At 60.9% G+C, this 26,103-nt stretch carries 18 protein-coding genes, 1 tRNA gene and 2 pseudogenes; 8 read left to right on the top strand and 13 right to left on the bottom strand.

All coding sequences use genetic code 11. From position 1 onward, the window contains the following. Positions 1 to 777: metallophosphoesterase (locus U4Y90_RS31450; protein ID WP_321800575.1), on the bottom strand; the 777-nt coding region annotated here is incomplete at its 3' end. Positions 778 to 885: 108 nt separating this feature from the next. Further along, positions 886 to 1,173 (bottom strand): MbcA/ParS/Xre antitoxin family protein, encoded by a 288-nt coding sequence (locus U4Y90_RS31455; protein WP_321800576.1) that lies wholly within the window; start codon positions 1,171 to 1,173, stop codon positions 886 to 888. A gap of 355 nt (positions 1,174 to 1,528) precedes the next feature. On the opposite strand from U4Y90_RS31455, the gene U4Y90_RS31460 reads away from it, so the two are divergent. Further along, positions 1,529 to 1,918, top strand: a complete 390-nt coding sequence (locus tag U4Y90_RS31460) for a hypothetical protein (RefSeq protein ID WP_321800652.1) — start codon at positions 1,529 to 1,531, stop codon at positions 1,916 to 1,918. A 26-nt stretch (positions 1,919 to 1,944) separates the two neighbouring features. Here U4Y90_RS31460 and U4Y90_RS31465 read toward each other — a convergent pair. Together U4Y90_RS31465 and U4Y90_RS31470 are read right to left on the bottom strand one after the other, a co-directional pair. Further along, positions 1,945 to 2,046 (bottom strand): annotated as a pseudogene (locus U4Y90_RS31465) (hypothetical protein); the annotation flags it as partial. Positions 2,047 to 2,305: 259 nt separating this feature from the next. Beyond that, complete coding sequence (locus tag U4Y90_RS31470) at positions 2,306 to 2,833, bottom strand: DUF6471 domain-containing protein (RefSeq protein ID WP_321800577.1); 528 nt, start codon at positions 2,831 to 2,833, stop codon at positions 2,306 to 2,308. A 771-nt stretch (positions 2,834 to 3,604) separates the two neighbouring features. Between U4Y90_RS31470 and U4Y90_RS31475 the strand changes: the two genes are divergently transcribed. The 6 genes and pseudogenes from U4Y90_RS31475 (at position 3,605) to U4Y90_RS31495 (ending at position 12,179) form a co-directional block, all read left to right on the top strand. After that, positions 3,605 to 4,111: an HAD domain-containing protein gene (locus U4Y90_RS31475; protein WP_321800579.1), complete on the top strand. Its 507-nt coding sequence runs from the start codon at positions 3,605 to 3,607 to the stop codon at positions 4,109 to 4,111. A gap of 64 nt (positions 4,112 to 4,175) precedes the next feature. Beyond that, complete coding sequence (locus U4Y90_RS31480) at positions 4,176 to 5,525, top strand: TniQ family protein (RefSeq protein ID WP_321800581.1); 1,350 nt, start codon at positions 4,176 to 4,178, stop codon at positions 5,523 to 5,525. 1,628 nt (positions 5,526 to 7,153) lie between these two features. After that, positions 7,154 to 9,727, top strand: coding sequence for a DDE-type integrase/transposase/recombinase (locus U4Y90_RS31485; RefSeq protein WP_321800583.1), 2,574 nt, complete (start codon positions 7,154 to 7,156; stop codon positions 9,725 to 9,727). An 18-nt stretch (positions 9,728 to 9,745) separates the two neighbouring features. Further along, a complete protein-coding gene (locus U4Y90_RS31490) occupies positions 9,746 to 10,792 on the top strand; it encodes an ATP-binding protein (RefSeq protein WP_321800584.1) in 1,047 nt (348 codons plus the stop codon). 4 nt (positions 10,793 to 10,796) lie between these two features. Next, a pseudogene (locus U4Y90_RS36210) lies at positions 10,797 to 11,270 on the top strand (TniQ family protein); the annotation flags it as partial. A 465-nt stretch (positions 11,271 to 11,735) separates the two neighbouring features. Then, positions 11,736 to 12,179 (top strand): hypothetical protein, encoded by a 444-nt coding sequence (locus U4Y90_RS31495; RefSeq protein ID WP_321800586.1) that lies wholly within the window; start codon positions 11,736 to 11,738, stop codon positions 12,177 to 12,179. A 191-nt stretch (positions 12,180 to 12,370) separates the two neighbouring features. Here the strand turns inward: U4Y90_RS31495 and U4Y90_RS31500 are convergent. The 9 genes from U4Y90_RS31500 to fdnG form a co-directional block, all read right to left on the bottom strand. Further along, positions 12,371 to 12,466, bottom strand: a tRNA-Sec gene (locus tag U4Y90_RS31500). Between the two features lie 67 nt (positions 12,467 to 12,533). Continuing rightward, the gene (locus tag U4Y90_RS31505) at positions 12,534 to 13,151 is read right to left on the bottom strand and encodes a DedA family protein (RefSeq protein WP_321800588.1); all 618 of its coding nucleotides are present in this window, start codon (positions 13,149 to 13,151) and stop codon (positions 12,534 to 12,536) included. A 43-nt stretch (positions 13,152 to 13,194) separates the two neighbouring features. Next, the gene (locus U4Y90_RS31510) at positions 13,195 to 15,198 is read right to left on the bottom strand and encodes a VTT domain-containing protein (RefSeq protein ID WP_415749435.1); all 2,004 of its coding nucleotides are present in this window, start codon (positions 15,196 to 15,198) and stop codon (positions 13,195 to 13,197) included. Between the two features lie 36 nt (positions 15,199 to 15,234). Continuing rightward, positions 15,235 to 17,154 carry a selenocysteine-specific translation elongation factor gene (gene selB / locus U4Y90_RS31515; RefSeq protein WP_321800591.1) on the bottom strand — a complete coding sequence of 640 codons (1,920 nt, stop codon included), beginning with the start codon at positions 17,152 to 17,154 and terminating at the stop codon, positions 15,235 to 15,237. Next, complete coding sequence (gene selA, locus U4Y90_RS31520; RefSeq protein ID WP_321800593.1) at positions 17,151 to 18,587, bottom strand: L-seryl-tRNA(Sec) selenium transferase; 1,437 nt, start codon at positions 18,585 to 18,587, stop codon at positions 17,151 to 17,153. Before selA ends, selB begins: the two co-directional genes overlap by 4 nt. After that, positions 18,584 to 19,558, bottom strand: coding sequence for a formate dehydrogenase accessory protein FdhE (gene fdhE, locus U4Y90_RS31525; RefSeq protein WP_321800594.1), 975 nt, complete (start codon positions 19,556 to 19,558; stop codon positions 18,584 to 18,586). The genes selA and fdhE overlap by 4 nt, the downstream gene beginning before the upstream one ends. 105 nt (positions 19,559 to 19,663) lie before the next feature. After that, entirely contained in the window at positions 19,664 to 20,314 is a 651-nt protein-coding gene (locus U4Y90_RS31530) for a formate dehydrogenase subunit gamma (RefSeq protein ID WP_321800596.1), read from the bottom strand. Further along, a complete protein-coding gene (fdxH, locus tag U4Y90_RS31535) occupies positions 20,301 to 21,245 on the bottom strand; it encodes a formate dehydrogenase subunit beta (RefSeq protein ID WP_321800597.1) in 945 nt (314 codons plus the stop codon). Before fdxH ends, U4Y90_RS31530 begins: the two co-directional genes overlap by 14 nt. 9 nt (positions 21,246 to 21,254) lie before the next feature. Further along, a complete protein-coding gene (fdnG, locus tag U4Y90_RS31540; protein ID WP_321800599.1) occupies positions 21,255 to 24,323 on the bottom strand; it encodes a formate dehydrogenase-N subunit alpha in 3,069 nt (1,022 codons plus the stop codon). A 269-nt stretch (positions 24,324 to 24,592) separates the two neighbouring features. Between fdnG and U4Y90_RS31545 the strand changes: the two genes are divergently transcribed. Then, positions 24,593 to 25,936, top strand: coding sequence for a YihY/virulence factor BrkB family protein (locus tag U4Y90_RS31545; RefSeq protein WP_321800600.1), 1,344 nt, complete (start codon positions 24,593 to 24,595; stop codon positions 25,934 to 25,936). The last annotated feature ends 167 nt before the right edge of the window (positions 25,937 to 26,103 follow it).

Raw genomic sequence — 26,103 nt, forward strand, 5'->3', positions numbered from 1 at the left:
GATTACCAACGCCGAATCATATGCAGGGTTCTCCCATTGGAGGTCAGCCGGTGTCCGTGCGGCCAGCCGATTAAGCGCATAGCCGCGTGGATTTGCGATCACCCGCGCTTCACCGACCCGGTAGTCGAAAGAATCGTGCACGTGACCGTGGATCCACACATGGGCTGCTCTGAGCAACGGGCCTAGATCGCTCACGAACGCCGCGTTCGCCGGGTCGGCACCGTACCGCGGATGAACAGACGATGGCGACACGCCGTGATGCGTCACCACAACCGTTTTCCCCTCAAACGGTGTCGCGAGTTGCTCTCGCAGCCAACTCACGGCCTTCTCGTGCTCCTCGAGCGCGTGTTCCGGCTGAAACCTTTCTCCGTCGCGGTTCATGATGACACGGTGGTCATGTAATCGACGGCGGGCCACCCGCATACTCTGATCACGCGCGCCGTTGAGTGCGTAGTCCGTCCACAAGCAACAGCCCAGGAATCTCACGTTGCCCAGCATGAAAGCCGTTCGCTCAAGGTAGCGAACCGCGGTCCCCGTCGCGCGCGTTCGAATGCGGTCGGCCAACTCGTCGTATTTGTTCCTATAAGCTTCATGGTTGCCGTGCACATAGACGACCGGCGTCGGCCATTTCGCGAAGTATTCGACCGCGTCCGTGCCGTTCGCGATGTCGCCGGCGAGCACGAGCACATCGGCATCAGTCGGCGTGACCAACGTGACGGCGGGAAAGCGCTGATGAACCACTTCGAGATGCAGGTCTGAGGCGATCTGAATACGCACTGCACTCTTCCTTTGCCTTAAGCGTCATACTGGTCACCCTTCGACCTGACCGCGGCCGCACGTCTTCGACGCTGACGATGTGCTATACGTGCGCTCAATGCTCCGGGATCAGACACACACTCCGAAGAGCGCGCTCCACAGAATGCGTTCAACTCGTTTTGCGCCTGCCGCCGTCATTGCGGCCTCGAGTGGCGTGCTGCCGCTCAGAAGCGGGTGCGCTGATCTCAAGAATCGGTCGGCGATCGCCGGAGACTCGAAGACTTCGCCAGCGAGCGCCATGATGCGTTCAGGACCGGACAAGTCCTTCAGGGCGGCAATCAATGCCCGTTGTCGATCCACCAGCCGCGCTAGCCGTCTGCCGCTCGCAAAAAACTGCTCTTCAGAGAGTTCGGTCATATCAATGCTCGCTTTTCTCACAGGCGGGCGAGGCTCGCACCGTCGACGTAGGCATCACGCCGTCGGCATAAGCTGCCTTGGCCCACGTCCGGATCTATCCATTCACCGCTCCGATCACATGCGCTTAGCTTCTGTGACGACGGCCGAGCGGGTCGTCGCCCGCAAGCCACCGGGGCGCTTGCCCTTGACCATGCTGTTCGTGTACTCGAACCAGAAGGCGATCCAAACGAGATGCAGGCGCTGAAGATTTTCAAGGTCTCCGCGACCTCGGGGACCGGATTGCCTAGGTGCGCGTCCGACCGGCTCGCTCGATGGCAAAGACCCTGCTTTCCTTCCTCCTGCGGCCGGTTACCGCATGCCGGTTCTCTACGTCCCGATTGTGACGCTTACCGACCAACTCGTCGGTCAACCACTCTGTTCCGCTGAGCACCGCTGCTACTACCTTCGGTTCCATCTCGGCCCCAAACGCGTCAACTGCCTGGCCGGCAGCGCATTCTTCTGTTTTCCAAGGACACTATTTCAGGTGCTTCATCAGCGTTCAACCCTGCGCACAAATATCCCCAAGCTCGGACCGCCATTGTTCGACTTTTGCTCAGCTGAATATGGGGCTCGCGAAAAACGGTCGAGCGACGTTGGAGCAAGCTTCCGAGCTGATCCAGAAGCGGCTTCTTCGTTGGCGGACGGCATTGACCACACCGATGGCAGTGCAATCGCTGACTTCGTGATGTCGTCGTTTTGGGGATAGTGTCGAAGGAGCATCAACGCCAGCGTTCGCACGAGGTCCCACATCACGCCTTCGTCCATCGTAACCAGCGTTTCGAGGAAGTGCCGTGTGTCGACAACAGACTTTGTCCTGTCTTTGGGTTCGGTCATAGCTGAAACGCAGTTGAAGCGCAGAATCTGTCAACAACTAACGACGCGCACGACGCGGAATCCGTCAAGTCCGCCTATTGGGGGAATGTGACAGCAAACAGCGCACGACGGGGACTTTCAACTTCCAAGCCCGCCCTTGCTTCGCCTAGGCTCGATTCTGCCCCGACTACACTCTCTGCTCTTATTTGCGGCGTAGATCGCGTGTGTTTTCACACGTATATATTAGATAAGATGTGGGAAAGCGCAAGCTCTGCGTCGCCTACAGCGGGGCCTGCTCAGCCCCCAGGAGAGCCGCGTGCCGTAGCGACGATGGATCGACGAAACGGTAGACGCTCTCAAACCTGCACACCGTTGCGCATTGAAAGAACAACGACGCAGGGAAGCTTCCATTGCGGATCTGGGGTTCGAGCACGCCAGATCCCATGACGACACCGATCTCTTGCAGTCGAACTGACAGCCGACTCCAGGTAATCCACGGCTGCTGAGCCAACTCCGCCTCAAACACCGCTGCTGCCCGACCGTCCCAAGATTCAGAAATCTTCAGCGCATCCGACCAGCCGAGAGGAATATCGGTGTTCGCAGCGACTGCCGCCTGCAGAAAGAAACTGAAGCGAAACGTTCCTCGCTGAATCTTGCCCTCGATCGACCGCGCGGATTCGGCAATCCCCATCGTTTCGAGTGCCTGGGCAAGCTGCGCATAGCTGATGTCTTGGCGCATCAACGCGACCTTCGTCGCACGAGAGGCGAGTCCGGACCAAAGCGCATCGATGTTTTCGTTCGATTTCACAAATTAAGCTTGCAATCAAAGCTGCACGTGATATCATTCGCATGTGAAAACACACGCACACATTTCAGATAGAAAGGTTCCGGTAACGAAGAGGTCACTTAAATCAGCGACGTAGTTCCGCACACCACGGTGCCCCAAATTTTCGATCTCGAGCTCGAGGGCCGCTTTTTCTCTCAACAACCGAATGCCCTTACGTTTCCAGACTCGTACCGCGCGGTACACGTACCCGCTACGTCCCTTCACGGCGTAGCCCTTGACTCAAAGACGCACCAAGTGTTCTCCGTAGTCGCCAATCCGGACCTAGTCGCGGTCGGTTATCGACACGCCGTGAATTCTCTCTCCTGGCGTTTGCCTTCACCCGTCGGCGTACCTACTGGCAGCGCAACAGTTTACCGCGTCTGAGCGCCCTTCACGGAAATATGGGGCGGAGTCTTCGAGAAAAGCTGCTCGTCGTTCTACCCCTACGAACATCTTGGGACAGTCCATTCATTGACCATCAGTCCCACCAAACTCCGGCGACCTTACGGGAGATTTTAACCTTCTTTGACCCCGCTTCAGGCGACGACGCTCTGACGATTGTGAAACGAGCTTGTGTCGCAATAAACCTAGGCCCCCGCGTTCGAAGGCGCGCTTTATCCGACAGAGCTCCTACAAGCCCGGGTCGGAACACTTGCTGAACTGCAATGCAATCGGTGCCAATGCGAAGCTCGCGACTTAAAGATTCTCAACCCCTTTCAGATGTCAAGAGCGCTCTCGCCTCAGCGCAAGCGGATGTCGATGATGGTCCTTTTTCTCAATTTTGACGGCGTGCTACACCCCAACGCTGTGCGGTTCAAGGAAGGCGGCACGCCGGTCCTCAACGCACCGGGGCATCGTCTGTTTGAAAGCATCGCGGCACTCACAGAGATCGCCGCAGACTTCACCGACCTTTTCCTGATGCTTAATACATGGTGGACATATACGATCGGGCTCGATCGATGTCTTCGCCATTTGCCAGCTGTCCTTTCATCGCGCGTCGTTGGTTCAGTTCTGCCGCATGCCAGTTCTTGTCCGACACTGCCGCATCGCATTTTGCTAGCAATCGACGCCGCCGCGAACTCGGAAGTGCCAATTCTGATGCTCGACCACGCAGACGCCAGATATCCAGCGCATCTCCTCCACATCACGTTCCTACTCGACCCTCATGTCGGGTTAGCGGACCCGCAGGCTGTGCGCGCATTCCATCGTTTCATATCCCGCGCGGCAGAAAGGGCAGCCAGGAACACCGAGAGCCTGTGAGTGCAAGCCATGGAACGCCTAGCATCTCACGACTCAGACATTCCTCGGTGAAGAGAACTCAGCAGTGGGACAAGCTGCCCTCCCCCCAGTAAGGCCAGGAAGCTGGCCGACCGAACTTCCGCCGCGCTCGAACTTTTTTGGGATCACGCCATACGGCTTTGATGGAGCAACACGAGAAAGCATCGTAAGTTTCTTTAGACGAACATCGAATGCGCATGCTCTACTGCCACGCTCTCTCGCCTATCATAGGATCGTTCCATTAATGGGCACAGGCTCTCAGGTTTCGGCAGATTTCATGGCTGACGAATGCTATCGCCTTGAGTTGTGCGGACTGAGCGGAAAAGCCGCACGCTGGATTGATTTTTTGAACCAGCTTACCTCTCGGTCCGACCTCCAGCTGTTGACCTTACTACCCCTCAGGAACCTCGTTTCCTTGTACCGACTCGTCGAGTATGAGAACCGGTTTTGCCCGGCCTGCTACGCTGAGGACGAACGGGCCGGGCGAGAAAAGTATGACCGGCTCCTGTGGACAATTCGTTGCGTTACTGCATGTCCAAAACACGAATGCCGACTGATTTTCGAGCCCAAAGCAAAGGGCCACCGGCCCCTACCGTTCACGATTCCGGGCATTTCAAGAATTGACGGCAGCAGTCTGGCACGGTTCACCAGCACAAAAGCATCAAGCTATGAGGTAGCCGTCGCTGCGTTGGTGTCTGAATTAGTCGAGGAAATAACCCGAATGACCGCGCGGAAGAAGATATCGTTGATATCGGTCTTTTTGATGCACGCGACAGATTCCCTATTTAACGGGAATCGCGCGGCTCTTGCGCACCACCTCGGACTGTCCAAGTCTCAAGTGCACGGTTGGGTGCGCGACGGCATTGTACCTAGCCTCGCAGGATTGGCTCGCATTGCTTATGCATTTGAATGCACGATGACAGACGTCATCTTAGGGAGAAAAGTGAGTCTGACGCTACGTCGAGGCTACAATTCATCTCGAGGCTTGTTTGCCCTTGCCCGGATATCTGGGCATAAGACGCCTCGATGCGAACTGCTTGCCTCGCTCTTGACGTTCATGAAGCGGAATCCCGATGCGTGTGCTCAAGATGCAGCACGCCACCTGAAACTGGCGCCAAAATTCTTGCGAGAAAACTTCCCGGAGCAAAACAAAGCCCTAGTTATCGCTGGTCGACTGTACAGACAGCGGATAGCCCAGGAGAGGCGCGACGCGAAGGACGAGGCGTATGGAAAATCATATCGTGCTCTATCGGGCAGCGGCACGTATCCATCCAGGAGAAAGGTGGCGAAGAGACTCAAGTTACTGAAGGTTCCGCTAACCTTCGCGGATGAGAAGCGTGCCAAAAAGAAAGCGGACGCAGCTTATGGAATAGAGAAGCGTGTACGTGGGGTTTAGACTTTCGGCCGAGCCCGCTGCACCCGGTCGCACGTCTCACCGAACAAGTCTCTTATCAAACCTCCTGACGAGGAGTTGAAGTCACTTACGCGGTCGCAGCGGCCAGACCGTCAACCTGAAAAGCAGGCTCAACAAAATCCTCGCCGCCCACCGTGAAGCCGCATGCGTCACCGCAGCCTCGAGCGGCGTACCGCCGCCAAAATAGAGATGAAGTCGTTCGGGAACGAGTCGACGTTCGACATCAAAACCAAGGCATCGCGGGCAAGCGCTGTGCTGTGCTCAGATACTGACCGAGCCTTCCGGGACCCAAGCAATCCGGCCTGTTGGTCAGCCTGCAGACCATGTGTCTGCCATTCGCGAAAAGCTGGCCTCCGCACTATTAGTGTATGGTCCCACTCATTCTGTGCGAGCCGGACGCCTTTCAACATCGGTGGCTTTCGGGACTCACACGGTACGCGTGACCAGTTCGCGCTCCCTGCCCGAGCAGTTCGGCTGCGCTTTATCCGCCGAAACCAACCGCCCCCCGACGAGTCAGGTCGCCGTTCGTACTCCCGCTCCAACGCTCAACTCTCGTGCACCCGGACAGCGCCTGCGAGTTTTCCAGACGACAACTGCGGCGTGACCTAGACTGAAAGTGCGGTGCTACTTCCTTTCGGGCTTCGAATGATTGGCATGAGTGCGCCGGCGTCACTACCATTGAGCTCCCCCGTTCGACAGTCCTCGCACTCTCGCCACGAAAAGAAGGGAGCGCCGCCGCCGGCTCCCGTCACGTCTCTATTTGCGGCGCGAACTGCGCACCCCAAGGCCCTCCGGCATCCCGTCACTTGGGCGCGGCGGCTGAATGCTTTCGAGGCGTGCCTACCGCAGACTCGACTCGCGGGCTTCAGATGCCCGCTGCCTGACGCGAACAACGAACAGATGCGTGCGCTCGCGCTTGCGCCCATGGACGCGCAGTCTGATGACTGGAGACGGCTCAAACGGATGACACCCGGTAGTCGATAGTAACCGCCGAGACCACCGGCCATGACGAGGAGAGTTCCGGACGAACCTTTCGGCCCGCGAAGTGAGACCTCTCACCCGCTTCGGCGTGTTGCGTAGGCCCATAACCTTGTGTAGGTGCTGTTCGCGCCAGGCGCTTGAAAGGATTTCATTATCCGATGTTCTTTGGAAGATCCCCATGAAACTATGCAATTGCGTACTGCGAAAGCGGACACGTCCAAGCAATTGGATATCGATATCTACGCACGTACGTTTCAGCTAACGCTGAAGGGAGAATGTCAATGAGCGTTCAGTTACCCATCTCTCTGCACCCACTTTCCACGTGGCCGCACAATGAGATGCTCTGGTCCGAGGACGTTCCTCGTGGCCCCGGGAGACCGTACACCGACGAAGAATTCCTCGAGGAAATAGAAAAGTGGGGAACCCCCGAAAAGGGCCGAAAGTACATTATGCAGTCTCGACTGCGCGCCCCAACGCGCAAAGTTCAGGGTCGAGCACGTAACGTGGTAAGCCACTACACCTCCCATAAGATGGCCCGACGTGTCGCAACTGAAAGCAGGAGCGTCGAGTTTCCAGCAGTAATTCGATACGACCTCGATTGTGTCACTCGAGAGTTCTATTGTCAGCCAATGGACGTTGCCATTTCAACAACAATCAAGAGGAAGTCAAAGGAAGGGAAAGAGACGGAGTACACAACCGACGTACGGTACACCCCCGACATTCTGCGGTTGGAAGCCGCAGGCCCATCTGTTGAAGAATGGAAAAACGAAGAAAAGCTTTTAACGTTGGCAGCGAAATATCCGTCGAGATTTTATAAAAGCGAAAGTGATGGGAAGTGGCATTGTCCCGAACGTGAAAAGTTTTTTTCCGAAATGGGCATTACGTTTCGTCTCCGCTCAAGCGCAGAGCACAATCCAATCTTTACATCCAACCTTGATTTCCTAAGGGACTATTTCGTCGCCGGTTCGCCACTCACCGATGATGCGTGGAACGCTATCAAGAGAATAGTCGACAAGGTTGGAGCGATCAGTCTCGCCGCTCTTAACGAGAAGGCCTTCGACGACGAAACGCCGTGGAACGACGACCAGGTCATGCCAACGCCGAAAGGCAGATTTCTTGTCGATGATGTCTTGCAGGCGATCGTGGAGCGGCGTTTGTGGGTCGATCTTGATTACGAAGACTTATCCGACGCTCACGAAGTGATTGTCTGCGCAAGTCGTGAACAACTCGAGAGAGTTGTTTGGCTCCGCCCTCCACCTCATGCTGCGACCGAAGACTTCATATTCAATGTCGACGTCGGCAGCAAGTTTACGTTCCGCGGTCACCCGGAAGTCTACACCGTGGCGGCAATCCCGGCCGGGAAGGTTCTATTCCACGACGCCTCCTCCGTGGTTTTTGAAGATCTGTCGGAGAACCAGTTTGAAACCTTGTTACTTAACAACGACATCCAACTCCTTTCCACACCGAAAACTATTGATGAACTTTTGGCACAGTGTGAGTACGTCAGCGACAAGAGAATTCGAGATGCTCATAATAAATTTCGGTTACTGAAAGCACTGGCGAGTGGACAGAACGTGCCCCTGTCTTGCGACTTGCGGACCATACAGCGATGGAAACAAAAACTCCGCGAGGCTGGCGACTCCGAGCCCATGCAAGTCCACGCTCTGATCTCCAAGCGGCCCGGCGGCAGGGGGCAACAGATTGCCGACGAACTGCTCCAATTAATCAAAGAACAGGCAAAGCGCGACAACACTCCCCGAAACCCGCCGGGGAGCAGTTCATTTTCCTCATTCAAAAAGCTATGCCGTGAAAAGGGACTGAAACCTTGTTCAAGAAATACGTTCTACCGCCGCTTTGCCGAGTTTCATGACATCCTCGCACGTAAAGGTGCGCGCTGCGCAAATAACGCCGAGCCTCAAATCTGGTACCTGCATCGCGAAGACAAAATACACGGCGGGCGCCCGTTCCAGCGAGTGCATATTGATCACACGCAACTCGACATTATAATCCGGATCCGCGGGTGGGGTGGACGTACTTATAAAATTCGTCCGTGGATAACAATAGTCATGGATGCAACGACGCGAGCAGTCCTCGCATTTTATTTGTCCGCTCACACCCCAAGCACTACAAGCTGCATGATGGCTATCAGGGCCATGGTCGCGATTCACAAGCGCGTACCGGAATATATCGTCGTTGACAACGGTAAAGAGTTTCATGCTCGAGCATTTGACCAATTATGCGATCTAAACGACATCACGCTGGAATATCGCCCCGCGCACGAATCTCGATTTGGCTCGGTTTGCGAGCGACTATTTGGTACAACCAATACAGTGTTCATCCGGGATCTTGTCGGCAATACTGCAGCGATGCATAACGTGCGAATGATCACAAGGCAAGTAAATCCTCTTTTTGCCGACCATCTGAGTTTCGTCGAATTGCATGGTCGACTGGAGCACTTCTTCTTCGTGGAGTACAACAGAGAACGTCGTCATCCAGCTCACGATCATACGCCCGAAGAATACATGAACAAACGGTTTATCGAGACGGGGCGGCGGTTGCGCAGAATTCGGCCTTATAACGAGCAATTCATGATCGAGACTTGCGTACCCGCGTCACGCGGCGGTGTCCGGGAAGTTGATCCTCAAAGAGGTATTTTGATTGATCGACTTCACTATTGGGCCGACGAATTCGCGGGTCGGCGGTTTAGGGAGAAAGAGGTCGAAGTACGTATCGACATGTGGGATGTGAGTATTGCATACGCCCGTGTGGGCAACCATTGGGTCAAATGCGTTTCGAAGCTTCTCGCTCGGTATCGTCGCCTGACCGCAATCGAGCTTCGCTATGCGCTGTATGAAGTTCGCTGGCGTCTTCGCAAAGCTCCCGAAGAGTGCTTTCCCCAACTGCTCGATGAGGTGCTTTCCGACCATGATCTCCCGGCTGTCGCTGATGCCACGGCTGCAACGAGCCGGATTTATGGCGCCTACGGGTTGGGAGCAATCGCCGATCGCCTGAGCGCTAGCGAAACATCGGATCGCGATGATCCCGATTCGCGATCGCCAGAGACCGAGTCTCCAAGTGATAGCGGTGCCAATTCATCGGCACGCCAAGCTCAAAAGACCGCCGAGAAGCTCGTGTTGAACGATTCGCTGCTGCGTCGCTTCGATGTAGACTATGATTCGCTACCGACTCAACGTCCATTATAGCCGTCGTAGGAGTGCCACATGAGCATTACTCGAGAACAGGCGATTGCCGGCAGCCCTAAAGATAAAGAAAAGTACTTGGAAGGGCTGCGGATTCCCCACCGCAATCAGACCGACATCACAACCACCATCGCCGACAATCTGAAACCAGGTGCGGGACTGACGATCATCCTGCTAGTCGGTCCACCGGGTGTGGGGAAGACGACTATCGGCAGAATGGTGCTTCGACAACTGCTAGACTCGTTTGCTATTCAGATACAGGAAGATCCGAGCGTCATTCCTGCCGTTATGAGTGAGGTGGACGCACCGGACAGAGGCGAAGTGAATTTCGTTTTGTTCTACTCGCGCTTGTGTCATGACTTGCTTTCACCGAGCCACTTGGACGGGATCAGGATCATCAACGAATCAACAGAGCCCCTGGACCAAGTCCGCAACAGCCGATTGTTGTTCGAACGCGCGCTTTGGGCACGTCAAGTCGAGTATCTGATACTCGACGAAGTACTCCATCTTACGAATAGTATCACGGACCCAAAGCAGTACGGAAACTTATTGAAATCGCTATCCAATCGGGCAGGATTCAATCTTCTTTTGCTGGGAGCGTATGGATGTGAGAAGCTTGTCCTTGCAAGCGGTCAGCTTGCAAGGCGTATCAAAGTGGTGCATTACCCGAGGTACTATGACAATAGGAAAGATTTCGAAGCGTATTGCATCGCCGTGAAGTCGTTTGCTGAGGCTCTTCCGGTACGGTGCAAGGTCGACGTGAAGAACTGCGTGGGTTATCTCTTTCAAGGTACTTTCGGTCTCCTTGGGCAAACCTTCGATATCCTTAAGGAAGCTACAAAGCCTTGCATCGCGGACGGTGAAACCGAATGGAAGGACGAATACATCCGTCGGTCAATGCCATCTATAAAGGCTCAACTAGCGATTGCTAGAGAGACCGTTTCCGGCGAGTCGACCATTCTGCCATTTCTACAGGGAGAGGCGCTGCACGAATATGCTACGGAAGATCAGGTCCGGGCCCAGTTGAAGCTAGAGGCGGAGCGTGCCAAAGCGCTACGCACAAGGTAACTGGATGACGTCGAGGCCGAAGTTGGGTTCACGTCCGGGAGGCTGGCCTGAAGAGGCACCCCCGCGCTCTGTATTGTTCGCTTTGCCGCGGGAAGGATCCACCGGCGATTCGTTCGAGGATCTTCTAAGCTATTTCCGTCGCATCTGCGGTCGACATGGTGTTCATCCCTGGGCGCTGGCGAACCATGCGGTCGGACCCTTAATTGGTGTCATCCCGGCCAAAAAGTATTATGCCCTGGCAGTATGTGGAGTCGGTGAACTATCGGCGAAATGGTCAAGTGCGCTAAGCAGATTGACACTGCGTACCGACCTCCATCTAGCGACTCTGTTACCCCTTCGCTCTGTAGTATCGAATCATGGTCTTATTGCGACCGTCGAACGCTATTGCCCGCGTTGCTATGCAGACGACGAAAAGGCTGGCCGGCAGAAATACAATCGATTACTGTGGGCAATCAAGTGTGTTACCGCCTGTCCCGTGCACAGGTCGGTATTGAAGCCAGTACCGCTAGCGCCGCATAGATCGAGTACCGCTTGGCTTCCCGGAGTTTCAGCGCTCGATGGCGCGAGTCTCGCTGCAGACGTTGCTGATGAAGCACATCCGCACGAAGTCCAAACTGCATGGCTCGTTGTCGACCTAATGAATGTCAGTTGGATGCGACCGACGTGGCTCAACGAGGCGCCTTCAGTTCCAGCTTTTCTTCGCAACGCCTGCGAATCACTGTTTAACGGAAACGGCGCAGAATTCGGTCGCCATCTTGGAGTCGGCAGCGACGTGCTTTATTCCTGGATGAGAGGGCGGACGTCCCCGCCTCTCTCGCGGCTCGCTCTGATTGCATATTGCTGTGGCTGCAGCATTTTGGACGTACTGTATGGAAGCTGGAAGATTTTAGGAAAAACCGAGCTACCGCCAAACCGTGGAGTCAACCGCTCAGGGAAGACTCGAATGAAAAGGAACAACCGGTGGAAGACCTTCGCCAAAACTGAACTCGATAAATTAATAGAGTCAGGCGTTGTCACCACCCAGATGGAAGCGGCGGATAGACTTGGAATCTCGTTAAGTTATTTGCGCATGATTGCACCGTTGCAAGTGGCGAAGCTGGTCGCGTCCCGCAAGAAAATTCTGCGGGATATCAGTATAACTAAGCAACAGCAAAAATTTGCTGAATTTCAGAAATCTTACGAGGCGCTCAAGCATCTGGACAGTATTTCGTTTGAGAAAGTAGCCGCTCGTGTACGAGATACGGCTCACATTAAGTTTGACTACAAGGAAAGCGCTTTTTTAGCTAAACGATTCAAAGAATTGAAGGCTCACCGAAGCGCAGATAGGAAGACCCGAAGGAACCAAGTTCATCGAGACCCTATTTCTACTAAAAAACCAAAACGCTAGTCAGTACAATAAATTGGTGTCGTAACCGATCAGAGTAACTCCACGGCAGGAGCGGGTACGTCTACATCGAGACTCGCGGTAACAGTCCGATTTTGGACCACGATACTCGACGAGTACAACCAATTCCTGTCGTAAACGACATTCATTGAGTAACTCCACACCCAGGTCTGAGTCATCCCGCGCGCGCCACTTGGCGGAAGGCAGCCGGAGTCGAACCGACCAGAGAGTGTCTGACACCCTCTACCGGGTTTGAAGCCCGGCCGCACCACCGGATACGAATGCCTTCCTTCCGGGAACCGCGAGAAGCAGCGCCGGCCAGAATCCGGCCGGGCGTCCGATTATAGCGACGCTTCTTCACCCGCTGCCATCGCGGGAGCGCGGCTGTCGCCGCCGCATCAGGCGGTAGGCGCAATAAAGCAGCGCCGCCGCCACGAGCACATCCACCGTGGTCGCGCCATGCGATTCGAGCGCGAGCACCGCGACATGCAACTGCCGATCGAACAGCGCCCCGCCCAGAAGCCAGAACGACGCCCACGCAACGATCCCCGCCGCATCCCACAGGAAGAACGCAAGCGCGGCGATCTGCGTCGTGCCCATCAGCGGCGGCGTCACGAGGCCGAGCCCCGGCACGAACTTCGATACGGCGACGATCGGCGGGCCATGCCGCTCGAACAGTTCGCCTGTCGTGCGCATGCCGCTATCGACCGCATACGATCGGCGCGACAAGGCCGCGACGAGCCGCCGCCCGTAGATGCGCCCCGCCGAGAACCATACGCTGTCGCCGAGCAGCGCCCCGCACAGCGCCGCGAACAGCACCTGCGCGAAGGACAATTGCCCGCTCGCCACGGCCGAGCCCGCGAATACGAGCAACGGCGCGGACGGCAGGGGCACGCCAAGACGCGTGAGCAGAACGTTTGCGAACACCGCCGCGCCGCCCCATTGGACGACCGCCGATGGCGGAATCTGGATCAATCCGCACCTCGCGATCGCAAGCTACGACGCATCGATAGAAACATCATTCGGACCTCGACTCGACGAGCATCACCGGCACGCTTCCACACCCTGCGCTATTCGCAATTTCGATGCCGCGCCACGGCGTGCCCTCGCCGTGATCGAAGGCCATCGGGTCGACGCGGCGGTCCGGCCGCAGCACGTTGAACGGCCACGACGGACGCCGCAGGCGCTCGTGCACGACCGACCCGAGCCAGATCGGCGCAGGCGGCGCGCCCGCGCCGTGCCGCACCGCGTAGTGCGTCGGCCAGAAGCGCAGCACGTCGCGCTCGTCGGCGCCGCGTATCGAACGCGCGAACGCGAGCTTCGACGGCTCGCCGTTGTTCAGGCGCGGCAGCGCGGGCAGCGCCATCGCCGGCGCATTCGGCAGCACCACCGACATCACGCTTTTGGTGCTCACGTGCGACACCTCCGTCCAGCCGCGCGATATCAGCTGCGCGCGAATCTGCTCGGGCGTCGCCGCCCATTGCACGGTGATCGGCTCGCGGCGATCGCCTTCCATGGTCGAGCGATAACACGAGAACGTGCGCCACACCGAATCGGTCCATTGAATCGGCGTGATGACGATGGTCGACGGCACCGCGCTGTGCGCTTCCGTTTCGTCGCTCAATTGCAGCGCGACGCTCGCGCAGATCACGGCCAGCACCGCGACCGGCATCAGCGGCCGCGGTTTCGGCTTGGCCGGATTGCGCCACACGGCCGTGAGCGCGATCAGGAAGACCCAGACGGCCGCGAGCGCCGCGCTGCCGAGCGCATCGGAAATGGTGAAGCGCCCGAAGTACAGCCCCGCGAGCCCGACCGCCGTGACGATGGCCGAGGTCGCCGTCGCGACGAACACGCCGGTCAGAAGGCCCACGCGCCGCAGCAGCAGGAACGCGAGAAAGCCGTAGATCACGACGGTCGCCGCGACGTCGCTGTTCGGGAAGCGATGCTCGATCGGCGCGAAGGACACGAGCATCGGCTCGCGCGCGCTGAAGCGGATCGCCGCGACGAGCAACTGCGAAAACACGACGGCGACGACCCAGTACGTGACCGTGCGCCAGCGCCGCTCGAAGCTCATCCAGACGATGACCATCGCGCCGAGCGCGAGCAGCGTCTGCGTGCTGCCGAGCGTCGCGGCGGCGTCGAGGATCGAATCGGCCCAGGTCGACTGGAACGATTGCAGCAGCCGGTAGATCGACACGTCGACCTGCACGATCGACGCGCCGCGCGCAACGTTCGCGAGCACCGAGAAAAAAAGGATCGCCGAGGCGAGCAGCAGCACCGAGATCATCACGATGAGGCCGGTCGCCGGATTGCCCGGATCGAGCGCGCGCGACACGAGCCGCGCAGGCAGGCCGCCACCCTTCTGCGCCCAGGCGAGCAACGCGTCGCGCGAGGCGATGGTCCAGCGCATCGCGTGCGAAACGATCACGCGCGCGAGATTGAACACGATCCAGGCGAGCGCCGCGATGAGAATCAGGATCACGACGAGCCGGACCGACACCGCGCCCGCCAGCTCGATCGACGCGCCGAACACGACGCCCGGCAGAATATGCGTGGGCGCCCAGACCAGCGCGCTCAGAATGTTGACGACGAGAAAACGCGTGGGCGTCATGCCCGTCACGCCCGCGACGACCGGCACGACCGCGCGCATCGGCGCGACGAAGCGCGCGAGCACGACGCTCTTCGCGCCGTGGGCATCGAAATACTTCTTGCCGGCGACGAGCGCGCCCGGATGCGCGCGAAACGGCCACATCTGCGCGATCCTGTCCGCATAGTGCTGCCCGAACCAGAAGCTCGCGGCGTCGCCGGCGATGGCGCCCGCGATCGCACAGACGAATACCCAGCCAAGATTCAGCGCGCCGGCGCCGACCAGCGCGCCCGCGATGAACATCGCCGTGCTGCCCGGTACGAAAGTGCCGATGAACGCGACCGATTCGAGAAACGACGCGAGCAGCACGACCGCGAGCGCCCACTCGGGGTGGCCCGACAAGAGGTGCAGCAGTTTGAAGTAGGAATGCTCCATCGTGATCGACAGACGAAGGCGCGAACGGTGCAATCGTCAGACGGACTCGTGCCAGCGGCTATCGGCGCGCACCAGATGCAGGTCGCGGTGGAATCGAGTGTACCCAACCCGGTCGAAGAACTCCAAAATCTGTATCGCGCGCTTGCGGCCCAGCGCACTGGCATCGCGGAACGCGGCCGCGCCGATCGCGCCGCCCTGCGTTTGCGCCTGCTGCGCGACGAGCCGCGCCAGCGCGCCGATCGACGCACGGCAATAGAACAGATCGCGCACGACCTGGAACACGTCGCCGCGCCGCGCGAGTTTCTTGAGAAGCCTGCGCATCTCGTCCTCGCCGATGCCGTGCGCGCTCGCGAGATCGCGCACCCAGGGCGGATCGAAGCGCCCCTGTTCGAGCGCCGCGAGCACCGCGCACGCGAGCGTCTCTTCCTTCTCGTCGAGCGTCACCGCGTGCGACGGCAGATGCAGCCACGGCCCGCTCTTCGCGATCGACCCGCTCGCCACCGCGTCATCGACGAGCGCGCGCCACAGCGCATCCGGCGCGAGCGGCGCGGCCATGCGGCGCAGACGCGCGGCGTCGGGGCCTTGCTCGTCGGGGAAGCGCGCGTGAAAAGCGGCGAGCGCGTCGAGCAGGCGCGCGTTCAATGCATGCCAGTGCGATGCCGCGATCAGCAAGGCATCGTCGTGCAACGCGACCGTGCGCAGATCGTCCGGCAATCCGACCGACGCCGCCGTCATGCCGCACAGATGCTCGATCAGCGCGCGCGGCAAGCCATGCGGCGCCTGCGCGACAAGCGCATCGGCGCGGCCGGTGTCGAGCATCGCGCCAAGGGCGTCGAGCCATGCGCGGCGCTGCGGCGTGCGGCGCTTGCGCTCGGGCGCGAACGGATCGAGCACGCGTCCGCCGCCGACCGTTCTGCTCGCCTGCGCATTGCGCACGATGAAGCGGTCGCCGGGCAGCGCGCACACCGGAGCCTCGAAAACGAGTTGCACGCGCGCCGTGTGTCCCGGCGCGAGCGTGTCGGCTTCGAGCAGCGCGACATGCGCGACGCGATGCGTCGTGCCGAGATGCACATGTAACGGCGCCCAATGCGTGAGCGTGAGTGGCGCGTCCTGCAATATCGTCAATTCGACGTCGAGGCGCGCGGATGCGCGTGTGAGCCGCGCATCCACGATCCAGTCGCCGCGCGCGAGCGCGTCCTTGTCGATGCCCGCGAGATTGAGCGCGCAGCGCTCGCCCGCCCGACCCGTCTGCGCCGCGCGATTCTGCGCGTGGATGCCGCGCACGCGCACGGGCTCGCCGCGCGAGTCGCGCGGCGCGAGCGCGAGCGTGTCGCCGATGTTCACGCGGCCGGCGAACACCGTGCCCGTCGCGATCGTGCCCTGCCCCGTCAGCGTGAACACGCGATCGACGGCGAGCCGGAAGAAGCCGTCGTCGCGGCGCGTGCGCCAGTGAGCGGCGGCATCGTCGAGATGCGCTTTCAGCGCGACGACACCCGCGTCGCCGTCTTTCGTCGCATCGGTGTCGAAAAGCGGCGCATCGCGCAATGGGCCTTGCGCGAGCAGCGCTTCGATTTGCGCGCGGACATCGTGCACGCGCGCCGCTTCCACGCGATCGCACTTCGTCACGGCGACCGCACCGCGCGTCACGCCGAGCAGTTCGAGGATCGCGAGATGTTCGCGCGTTTGCGGCATCACGCCGTCGTCGGCGGCGATCACGAGCAACGCGAAGTCGATGCCGCACGCGCCCGCCGCCATCGTGTGCACGAGCTTCTCGTGACCGGGCACGTCGATGAAGCCGAGCACGCCGCCGTCGTGCAAAGGCACGTAGGCGAAGCCGAGCTCGATCGAGATGCCGCGCGCCTTCTCTTCCTTGAGCCGGTCGGTGTCCACACCCGAGAGCGCGCGCACGAGCGTGGTCTTGCCATGATCGATATGCCCCGCCGTGCCAACGATCATTCGCGTGCGTCCAGTTGCGCGATGAACGCGGCTTCATCGCCTTCTTCGAGGCAGCGCAGATCGAGCCGCAATGCGCCGTCCGCGATGCGCCCGATCACCGGACGCGGCAATTCGCGCAGCCGCTTCTCGATGCGGTTCAGTTGTCCGCTGGGCCGTTTGCCGCTCGCGACGCGCACCGCGAGGCCGTAGCTCGGCAGCACGTCGACGGGCAATGCACCGCTGCCGATCTGGCTGAACATCGGCTCCGCGGCGACCGTGAAGGCATCGCCGACCAGGCGCTGCAACGCGGGCTCGATGCGTTCTGCGGCGAGGCGCATCGCGTCGGCGGGACGCGTGAGCAGACGCAAGGTCGTGAGACGCTCGGCCAGCGTTTCGGGCGCGCGATAGAGACGCAGCACCGCTTCGAGCGCCGCGAGCGTCAGCTTGCCGACGCGCAGCGCGCGCTTGAGCGGATGCTTCTTGATCTTCGCGACGAGATCCTTGCGTCCGACGATCAGCCCCGCTTGCGGGCCGCCCAGCAGCTTGTCGCCGCTGAACGTGACGAGGTCCGCGCCAGCCACGACCGTCTCGCGCACGGTCGCTTCGCGCGGCAAACCCCATTGCGCGAGATCGACGAGCGTGCCGCTGCCGAGATCCACCGCGACCGGCAGTCCGCGCGCTCGCGCGAGCGGCGCGAGCTCCGCGAGCGTCACTTCCTTCGTGAAGCCGCTCACCGCATAGTTGCTGCAATGCACCTTCATCAGCAGCGCGGTCTTTGCGTTGATCGCTTCGTCGTAGTCTTTCAGATGCGTGCGATTCGTCGTGCCGACTTCGCGCAGCTTCGCGCCCGCGCGGCTCATGATGTCGGGAATGCGGAACGCGCCGCCGATCTCGACGAGTTCGCCGCGCGACACGATCACTTCCTTGCGCGATGCGAGCGCGGACAGCGTCAGCAACACGGCCGCCGCGTTGTTGTTCACGACGGTCGCGGCTTCGGCGCCCGTCAGCTCGCAGATCAGGCCGTTGATGAGATCGTCGCGATCGCCACGCGCGCCGGTATCGAGATCGAATTCGAGATTCGCGGGGCGCGTGAGAATCTCGGTCACGGCCCGCACCGCTTCATCGGGCAACAGCGCGCGGCCGAGGTTGGTATGCAGCACCGTGCCCGTCAGATTGAAGACGCTGCGCACGCTGCTGCGCGTGCGCTTCGCGAGCCGCGCGCCCACCGCATGGGCCAGTTGCGCATCGCTCAGCGCTTCGACGGATGCGCGGCCCGCCTGTGCATCGCCGCGCCATGCATCGAGCGTCGTGCGCAAGGCGGCGAGCGTCTGCGTGCGTCCGTAGGCGGCGATCACCGCATCGAATTCCGCCGATGCCAGCACGCGCTCGACCGACGGCACACGAGCCATCAATGCGCGCAGTTCGCCGCCATCGCCGCCTTTGACGTCGCTCATCGATCGTCTTCCGTTTGTTCGGGCCACAGCCACGGATGAGGCGCCGCGCGCCGATAGCCCGCATCGCCCATCAACAGGTCGAGAGTCAGGCTCGCGAGATCGTCGGCGTAGGGCTCGAAATCGTAAGCCTTCTCCTGATAGCCGATCTTGCGGTACGTGCCGCATTCATCGCACGATTCGGCCTTGAGCGGCGCGCTTTTCGCCTTCGCGGCCTTTTCGTCCTCGGGTTCGTCGCCCGCGCCCATCACGTGATAGGCGATGCCCTTGGTCGAATCGCAGTTCGTGCATTTCGCGCGGACCACGTGAAGTTCCGTCGCGCAGAGTCCGCATTGGGCGTAGCGATAGCCTTCGTACGCGCCGCCCACGCGCACGATGCTCGCGACCGGCACCGAGCCGCATACGGGACATACGCCGGGCGTGTCGAGATAGGGCACGTCCTTCGTGTCGATACGGCTTGCGAGATCGGTCCACACGACTTGCAGCGCGGCCGCGATGAAAGGCGCGGCGGCCGGATCGATCTCGGCGAAGCGCAGCGCGAGGACCGCGTCGGCTTGCGCGTCGAGTGCGGCGGCGTCGAGCGTGCGCAGGCGGACGACGAGTTGCGCGAGCGCGGGCGTCAGCGCGCCCGCGGCCTCGATGCTGTCGAGCAGCATGAACAACACGTCGCGCCATGCGGGATCGCGATCGTCCGTGAGCGCGGGAACGATCGGCATCGAATGACGCTGATTCAGTTCGATCGATGCGCGCGCGGGCATCGTCGCGTTGAATTGGGCGAGCACGCGCTGCTGGGCATCGGCGAGCGCGGCCATCAGGCGCAGGTAACCGGAGATGGGATTGCTCGCGTCCGCGAGTTGCAGAAGACGCGCGGCGCGCGCGGCGAACACCGTGCCGCGTTCGGGCATGCGCAAGCGCGGAATGGCCGATGGATCGAGCGATTCGATTCTCGCGGCTTCGACTATGCGTTGGACCACGGAAGGTTTCCTCGCGGGGTGGGCGGTCGACCGAGCATATCAGCAAATTCGATATGAAATGGACCGCACACCCCGCACGCATTGGCCCAACGTCGCGACAGACTTCTACTTCCCGATAATCTCCCTGAACCACCTCGGATGATGCTTCCTCGCCCATCCGTACGTGACGGTTCCACGCGTCATCGCGCCGATCGAGCCCTTCACCCACAGCGCGGCATAGATATGCACGATGATCGACACGATCAGCACGAACGCCGTCGCCGCGTGCACGACCGACGCGAGGCGAATGACCGTGACCGGGAAATAGAACGCGAAGTATCTGCGCCAGATCACGATGCCGCTCAAGAGCAGCAACACGAGACTCGCCACCATCACGAAGAACAGGATCTTCTGTCCCGCGTTGTACTTGCCGATCTCGGGCAGCCGTTCTTCGCGATTGGCGAGCACATCGTTCATCTGCTTCATCCACTGGACGTCGCTGCTGTCCAGAACGTTGTGATGCCAGAAGCGCAGCGCGAGGATCATGAACGAGACGAACATCACGCAGCCGATGAACGGATGCAGGATGCGCGTCCACTGCCCGCCGCCGAAAATCGCGTAGAGCCATGACATCGACGGATGGAACATCGCGAGCCCGGACAACGCGAGCAGCACGAAGGTGATCGCCGTGATCCAGTGATTCGTGCGCTCGTTCGGCGTGTAGCGCACGATCAGACGATGACCCTTCACGTCACGCAGTTCGCTATCGTGTTTCATCTGTACGCTCCTGTCCGCCTTCCCGGCGACGCCGCACCTCTTCCGCTTCGCGATGCGCTTCCAGTTCGTCGTCCTCGGTGACTTCGTTCGGGCCGATGCGCGTGTAGTGGAAGAAGCCCGCAAGGGCCGCGATCACGATGCCCGCCATCGCGAGCGGCTTGGTCACGCCCTTCCAGATCGACACGAGCGGGCTGATGTGCGGGTCCTTCGCGAGTCCGTGATACAGCTCCGGCTGATCCGCGTGATGCAGCACGTACATCACGTGCGTGCCGCCCACGCCCGCCGGATCGTACAGACCCGCATTCGCGAAGCCGCGCTCCTTAAGATCCTCGATGCGCTCGGCCGCCTGCTGTTGCATGTCGACCTTGGTGCCGAACATGATCGCGCCGGTCGGACACGTCTTCACGCACGCGGGCTCCTGCCCGACCGCGACGCGATCCGAACACAGCGTGCACTTGTACACGCGATGATCTTCCTTCGAGAGCCGCGGAATATTGAACGGACAGCCGGTGATGCAATAGCCGCAACCGATGCAGTTCTCCTCGTGAAAATCGACGATGCCGTTCGTGTACTGCACGATCGCACCCGGCGACGGGCACGCCTTCAGACACCCCGGGTCCTCGCAATGCATGCAGCCGTCCTTGCGGATGAGCCATTCGAGGTCGCCTTTCGGATTCTCGTATTCGGTGAAGCGCATCACCGTCCACGAATGCTCCGTGAGGTCGCGCGGGTTGTCGTAGACGCCGGTCGTGTGACCGATATCGTCGCGCAGATCGTTCCACTCCATGCACGCCGTCTGACACGCCTTGCAGCCGATGCACTTCGACACGTCGATGAGCTTCGCCACCGTGCCCGTCACCGGCTCGCGCACCTGCGTCTGCGGCGTGGTCGTCGCAGAGAGGCGTTTGATATCGAGCGATTGCAGAGCCATCTCGTCCCCCTATGCCTTCTCGACCTTCACGAGGAACGACTTGAACTCGGGGGTCTGCGAGTTTCCATCGCCCACGGAAGGCGTGAGTGTGTTGACGAGATAGCCCGGCTGCGCGAGGCCCTTGAAGCCCCAGTGCAGCGGCAGGCCGACGGTGTGCACCTTCTTGCCCTCCACGGTCAACGGCTTGATGCGTTTGGTGACGAGCGCCACCGCGACGATATGCCCGCGATTGCTCGACACCTTCACTCGATCCCCCGCGACGACGCCGACTTCCTTCGCATGTTCCTCGCCGATTTCCACGAACTGCTGCGGCTGCACGATGGCGTTCAGCCGCGCGTGCTTCGTCCAGTAGTGGAAATGCTCGGTGAGGCGATACGTGGTCGCGGTGTTCGGAAACTTGTCGCCGGTGCCGAACGCGGCCCGGTCGTCCGCGAACACGCGCGCGGCCGGATTGCTCGTCACGGCCTTGTTGTCCGGGAAGAACGGGTTGTAGCCGAGCGGCGTTTCGAACGGCTCGTAATGCGTGGGGAACGGCCCTTCGTTCATGCCGTCACGCGCGAAGAAACGCGCGACGCCCTCCGGGTTCATGATGAACGGGCTCATGCCCTTGTCCGGCGGCTCGTCGGCCTTGAAGTCGGGCACGTCGGGGCCGGCCCAGGCGCGCCCGTTCCACGCGACGAGCTTTCTCGACGGATCGAACGGCTTGCCGTTCACATCGCACGATGCGCGGTTGTACAGCACCCGGCGATTCGCCGGCCACGCCCATGCCCAGCCGAGCGTCTGCCCGATGCCGGTCGGGTCGGCGTTGTCGCGACGGCCCATCTGGTTGCCCGCCTGCGTCCACGATCCGCAGAAGATCCAGCAGCCGCTCGCGGTCGAGCCGTCGTCGCGAAGTTGCGCGAAGCTCGCCAGCTGCTCGCCGCGTTTGGCCAGCACTTTGGTCTGATCGGCGGGATCGGTGACATCGGCGAGCGCGCGGCCGTTGTATTCCATCGCGATCTCTTCGGGCGTCGGGCTCTGCGGATCGGCATACGGCCACGTCATCTTCACGATCGGATCGGGATACTTGCCGCCCTTCTCCTGATACGCACGCCGCATGCGCAGCCACAAGCCCGACATGATCTCCAGATCGCTTTTCGCGTCGCCCGGCGGCGTCGTGCCCTGCCAGTGCCACTGCAGCACGCGCGACGAACTCACGAGCGAGCCGCGCTCTTCCGCGAAGCAACTCGTCGGCAGGCGGAACACTTCGGTCTGGATCTTCGATGAATCGACGTCGTTGAACTCGCCGTGGTTCTTCCAGAACTCCGAGGTCTCGGTCGCGAGCGGGTCCATGATGACGAGCCACTTCAGCTTCGACAGTCCCAGCCCGATCTTCGCCTTGTTGGGCGCGGCGGCGAGCGGATTGAAGCCCTGGCAGATATAGCCGTTCATCTTGCCCTGCGCCATCAACTCGAAGACCTGCAGCATGTCGTAGGACTTGTCGAGCTTCGGCAGCATGTCGTAGCCGAAGTTGTTGTCGGCCGTCGCGTTGTCGCCCCACCACGACTTCATGAAGCTCACATAGAACGCGCGATAGTTCTTCCAGTAGCTCAACTGGTTCGGCCGCAACGGCTGCGCCGCGCGCTTCTTGATGTAGTCCTCGTAGTTCTGCTCGCCTTCCATCGGCAAGGTCATGTAGCCGGGCAGCAGGTTCGACATCAGGCCGAGATCCGTCAGGCCCTGGATGTTCGAGTGCCCGCGCAGCGCATTCATGCCGCCGCCCGCGATGCCGATATTGCCGAGCAGAAGCTGCACCATCGCGCCGGTGCGGATCATCTGCGCGCCGACCGAGTGATGCGTCCAGCCGAGCGCATAGAGAATCGTGCCCGCGCGATTGGGCGCGGCGGTCGTCGCGAGCATCTCGCAGACCTTGAGGAACTTGTCGGTCGGCGTGCCGCAGACCTTCGACACCATTTCCGGCGTATAGGCGGCGTAATGCTGTTTCAGCAGGTTATAGACGCAGCGCGGATGCTCCAGTGACGGGTCGGTCTTGACGTAGCCGTCGTCGCCGCGCTCGTAATCCCAGCTCGTTTTGTCGTACTTGCGATGCTCGGCGTCGTAGCCCGAGAACACGCCGTCCTTGAACGCGAAGTCCTCGCGCACGATGAACGACATGTCCGTGTAATTCTTCACGTACTCGTGCTGGATCTTGTCGTTCGTGAGCAGATAGTTGATCACGCCGCCCAGGAACGCGATGTCCGTGCCGGTGCGGATCGGCGCGTAGAAATCCGCGACCGATGCCGTGCGCGTGAAGCGCGGATCCACGACGATGAGACGCGCGCGCCGATGCGCCTTCGCCTCGGTCACCCACTTGAAGCCGCACGGATGCGCCTCGGCTGCGTTGCCGCCCATCACGAGAATCAGGTCCGTGTTCTTGATGTCGACCCAATGGTTCGTCATCGCTCCACGGCCAAACGTCGGGGCAAGACCTGCCACCGTCGGGCCATGTCAGACACGCGCCTGATTATCGAATGCGAGCATCCCCCAGCTACGCACGGTCTTGTGCGTCAGATAGCCGACCTCGTTGCTCCCCGCCGACGCCGCGAGAAAGCCCGAGGTGAGCCAGCGGTTCACCTTTTTGCCGTCCGGCGTGCTTTCGACGAAGTTCGCATCGCGATCTTCCTTCAACAGCACGGCGATGCGATCGAGCGCTTCTTCCCACGAAATGCGCGTCCACTCGCTCGCCCCCGGCGCGCGATGCTCCGGATACATCAGCCGGCTCGGGCTATGAATGAAGTCGATGAGCGAGGCGCCTTTCGGGCAGAGCGTGCCGCGATTGACCGGATGATCCGGATCGCCTTCGATGTGGATGATGCTCGACTTGGCGTTCTTGGCGTTGTCGCCCAGTCCGTACATCAGGATGCCGCACCCGACTGAACAATACGGGCAGGTGTTGCGCGTTTCCGTGGTGCGCGACAGTTTGTACTGCCGGACTTCGGCGAGCGCGGGTGCCGGAGAAAAGCCCATTGCCGCCAGGCTCGATCCGGCGAGCGTGCTCGCGGAGACCTTGAGGAACTGTCGCCGTGACATTTGGAGCATGATTGCCCTCGGCGCGTCGTAAAGTGGGTAACTCAAGTATATGGTGCTCGATTACATCCCGCAGACGGGTTGACACGGTGTTTGCACCAATTCGCCAGTCGCGCCGGCTGCATGCAACGAATACTTCATTCGATGCCGCACGTCGCTGCGCGCAACTTTGTCGCTGCAGCAAACCGCGCGCCCGAGGATGCAAGTTCTGGAATGGAACGTGCTCGACCGGGTGAACATCGCCGGAAATCCGCGCGCCATTCATCAATCCAGAGGTCGTCATGAGTTCCGTCTCCACCCAGAAGATCGAAGCGGCCGTGAAGAAAGACGCTTCGTGGGCGCTCGGCGCGCTCAAGCAGTTCTCGGAGGACCGCTGCGCCGCGATGGCCGCGAGCATCGCCTTTTACTCGGCGTTCTCGCTCGCGCCGACGCTCGTGATGGTCATCGCCGTCGCGGGCTGGGTCTTCGGGCCGGAAGCCGCGCGCGGGCAGCTCTTTCATCAGGTGAACGGACTCATCGGCGATCAGGCGGCTTCGAGCGTGCAGAGCATCGTCGAGAATGCGCATCGCAGCGGCGGCACCGGCATCGCCGCGATCATTTCGTTCGTGCTGCTGGCGATCGGCGCATCGGCGACGTTTTCATCGCTCAATACGGCGCTCAACCTCGTCTGGCCGATGACCGGCGAACAACGCTCCAGCATCATGACGATGGTGCGCGTGCGGCTCGTCTCGTTCGGGCTCGTGCTCGGCGTCGCGTTCCTGCTGATCGTCTCGCTCGTGCTCGACACCGCGATTCAGGCGGTCGGCATGTGGCTATGGGCGAACTCGCCGTTCGTGATCGTCGGCGATGTCGTGCAGCTCGCGGCCGGCCTCGCAATTCTCACGGTCGCATTCGGCGCGCTGCTGAAGTTCCTGCCCGATGCGCCCGTGGAATGGCGCGACGCGCTCGTCGGCGGTCTCGTCGCCGCGCTGCTCTTTTCCGCGGGCAAGAAGCTGTTCGCGGTGTATCTGACGCACGCCGGCACCGCGAGCGCATTCGGCGCGGCGGGCTCGCTCGCGGTGCTGCTGATGTGGCTGTATTTCTCCGCCGCCGTGCTGCTGCTCGGCGCGGAGTTTTCGGCGGCGCGCGCGCGGCTGCATGATCCGCGTGGCGCGTGGGGCCAGCAAAACAATGGCCGCGTGCCGCCGGGCAGCCGGGCGAAAATCGGCTCGCTGCTCGCGGCGTCGACGCGCACGGCCGCGCCAGTGGCCGCCGCGGCATCGACGAGCGCACCGGTCACACCCGCGAGCGCTCGCGCGGACGCGCCCTTCGCCGCGAGCGCGCGACGCACGATCGGCGCGCGCACGCAGCACGCGCAGCACCTGACCGGGCAGGCGCGCAAGAAGGTGTCCGCCGTGGCGCGGGCGCTCGCGCTGTCGCGCAAGGTCGCGAAAGTCGAATCGACCGCGACGCGGGTCACCGCGCTCGCGATGGTGGGCGCGGGCCGCAAGGCCTCGCAGGCCAATGCGGCCGTGCGGCGGCATCCGTGGCGCGCGGTGCTCGTCGCCGCGGGCGCGGGCATGGCGGTCGCGCTGCTCACCCGGCGCGATGCCGCGCGACACGACGACACCGATACCGGACATTGAACTCGCGTCGCTTTACGCGGCTGTCCGTCGAATCCGAAAAATCACGCGCCGGGAAAGCACTTTGTTATTCGAATCGAACGTAATCGAATATCGGCGCTGAAAATCCCGATTCAAATGCTGGATTGGGCGCGGAACTTTTCCAAGACAGGCCTGTCTCTCGAAATTCG

It is taken from the genome of Caballeronia sp. J97 (assembly GCF_905220305.1).
Taxonomy (GTDB): domain Bacteria; phylum Pseudomonadota; class Gammaproteobacteria; order Burkholderiales; family Burkholderiaceae; genus Caballeronia.

Bases quoted from the DNA above. Each gene is read 5' to 3' on its own strand.
- U4Y90_RS31455 (WP_321800576.1), bottom strand. From the start codon at position 1,173: ATGACCGAACTCTCTGAAGAGCAGTTTTTTGCGAGCGGCAGACGGCTA.
- U4Y90_RS31460 (WP_321800652.1), top strand. From the start codon at position 1,529: ATGCCGGTTCTCTACGTCCCGATTGTGACGCTTACCGACCAACTCGTC.
- U4Y90_RS31475 (WP_321800579.1), top strand. From the start codon at position 3,605: ATGTCGATGATGGTCCTTTTTCTCAATTTTGACGGCGTGCTACACCCC.
- U4Y90_RS31485 (WP_321800583.1), top strand. From the start codon at position 7,154: ATGGACGTTGCCATTTCAACAACAATCAAGAGGAAGTCAAAGGAAGGG.
- U4Y90_RS31490 (WP_321800584.1), top strand. From the start codon at position 9,746: ATGAGCATTACTCGAGAACAGGCGATTGCCGGCAGCCCTAAAGATAAA.
- U4Y90_RS31495 (WP_321800586.1), top strand. From the start codon at position 11,736: ATGAAAAGGAACAACCGGTGGAAGACCTTCGCCAAAACTGAACTCGAT.
- U4Y90_RS31510 (WP_415749435.1), bottom strand. From the start codon at position 15,198: ATGGAGCATTCCTACTTCAAACTGCTGCACCTCTTGTCGGGCCACCCC.
- selB (WP_321800591.1), bottom strand. From the start codon at position 17,154: ATGATCGTTGGCACGGCGGGGCATATCGATCATGGCAAGACCACGCTC.
- selA (WP_321800593.1), bottom strand. From the start codon at position 18,587: ATGAGCGACGTCAAAGGCGGCGATGGCGGCGAACTGCGCGCATTGATG.
- U4Y90_RS31530 (WP_321800596.1), bottom strand. From the start codon at position 20,314: ATGAAACACGATAGCGAACTGCGTGACGTGAAGGGTCATCGTCTGATC.
- fdxH (WP_321800597.1), bottom strand. From the start codon at position 21,245: ATGGCTCTGCAATCGCTCGATATCAAACGCCTCTCTGCGACGACCACG.
- U4Y90_RS31545 (WP_321800600.1), top strand. From the start codon at position 24,593: ATGAGTTCCGTCTCCACCCAGAAGATCGAAGCGGCCGTGAAGAAAGAC.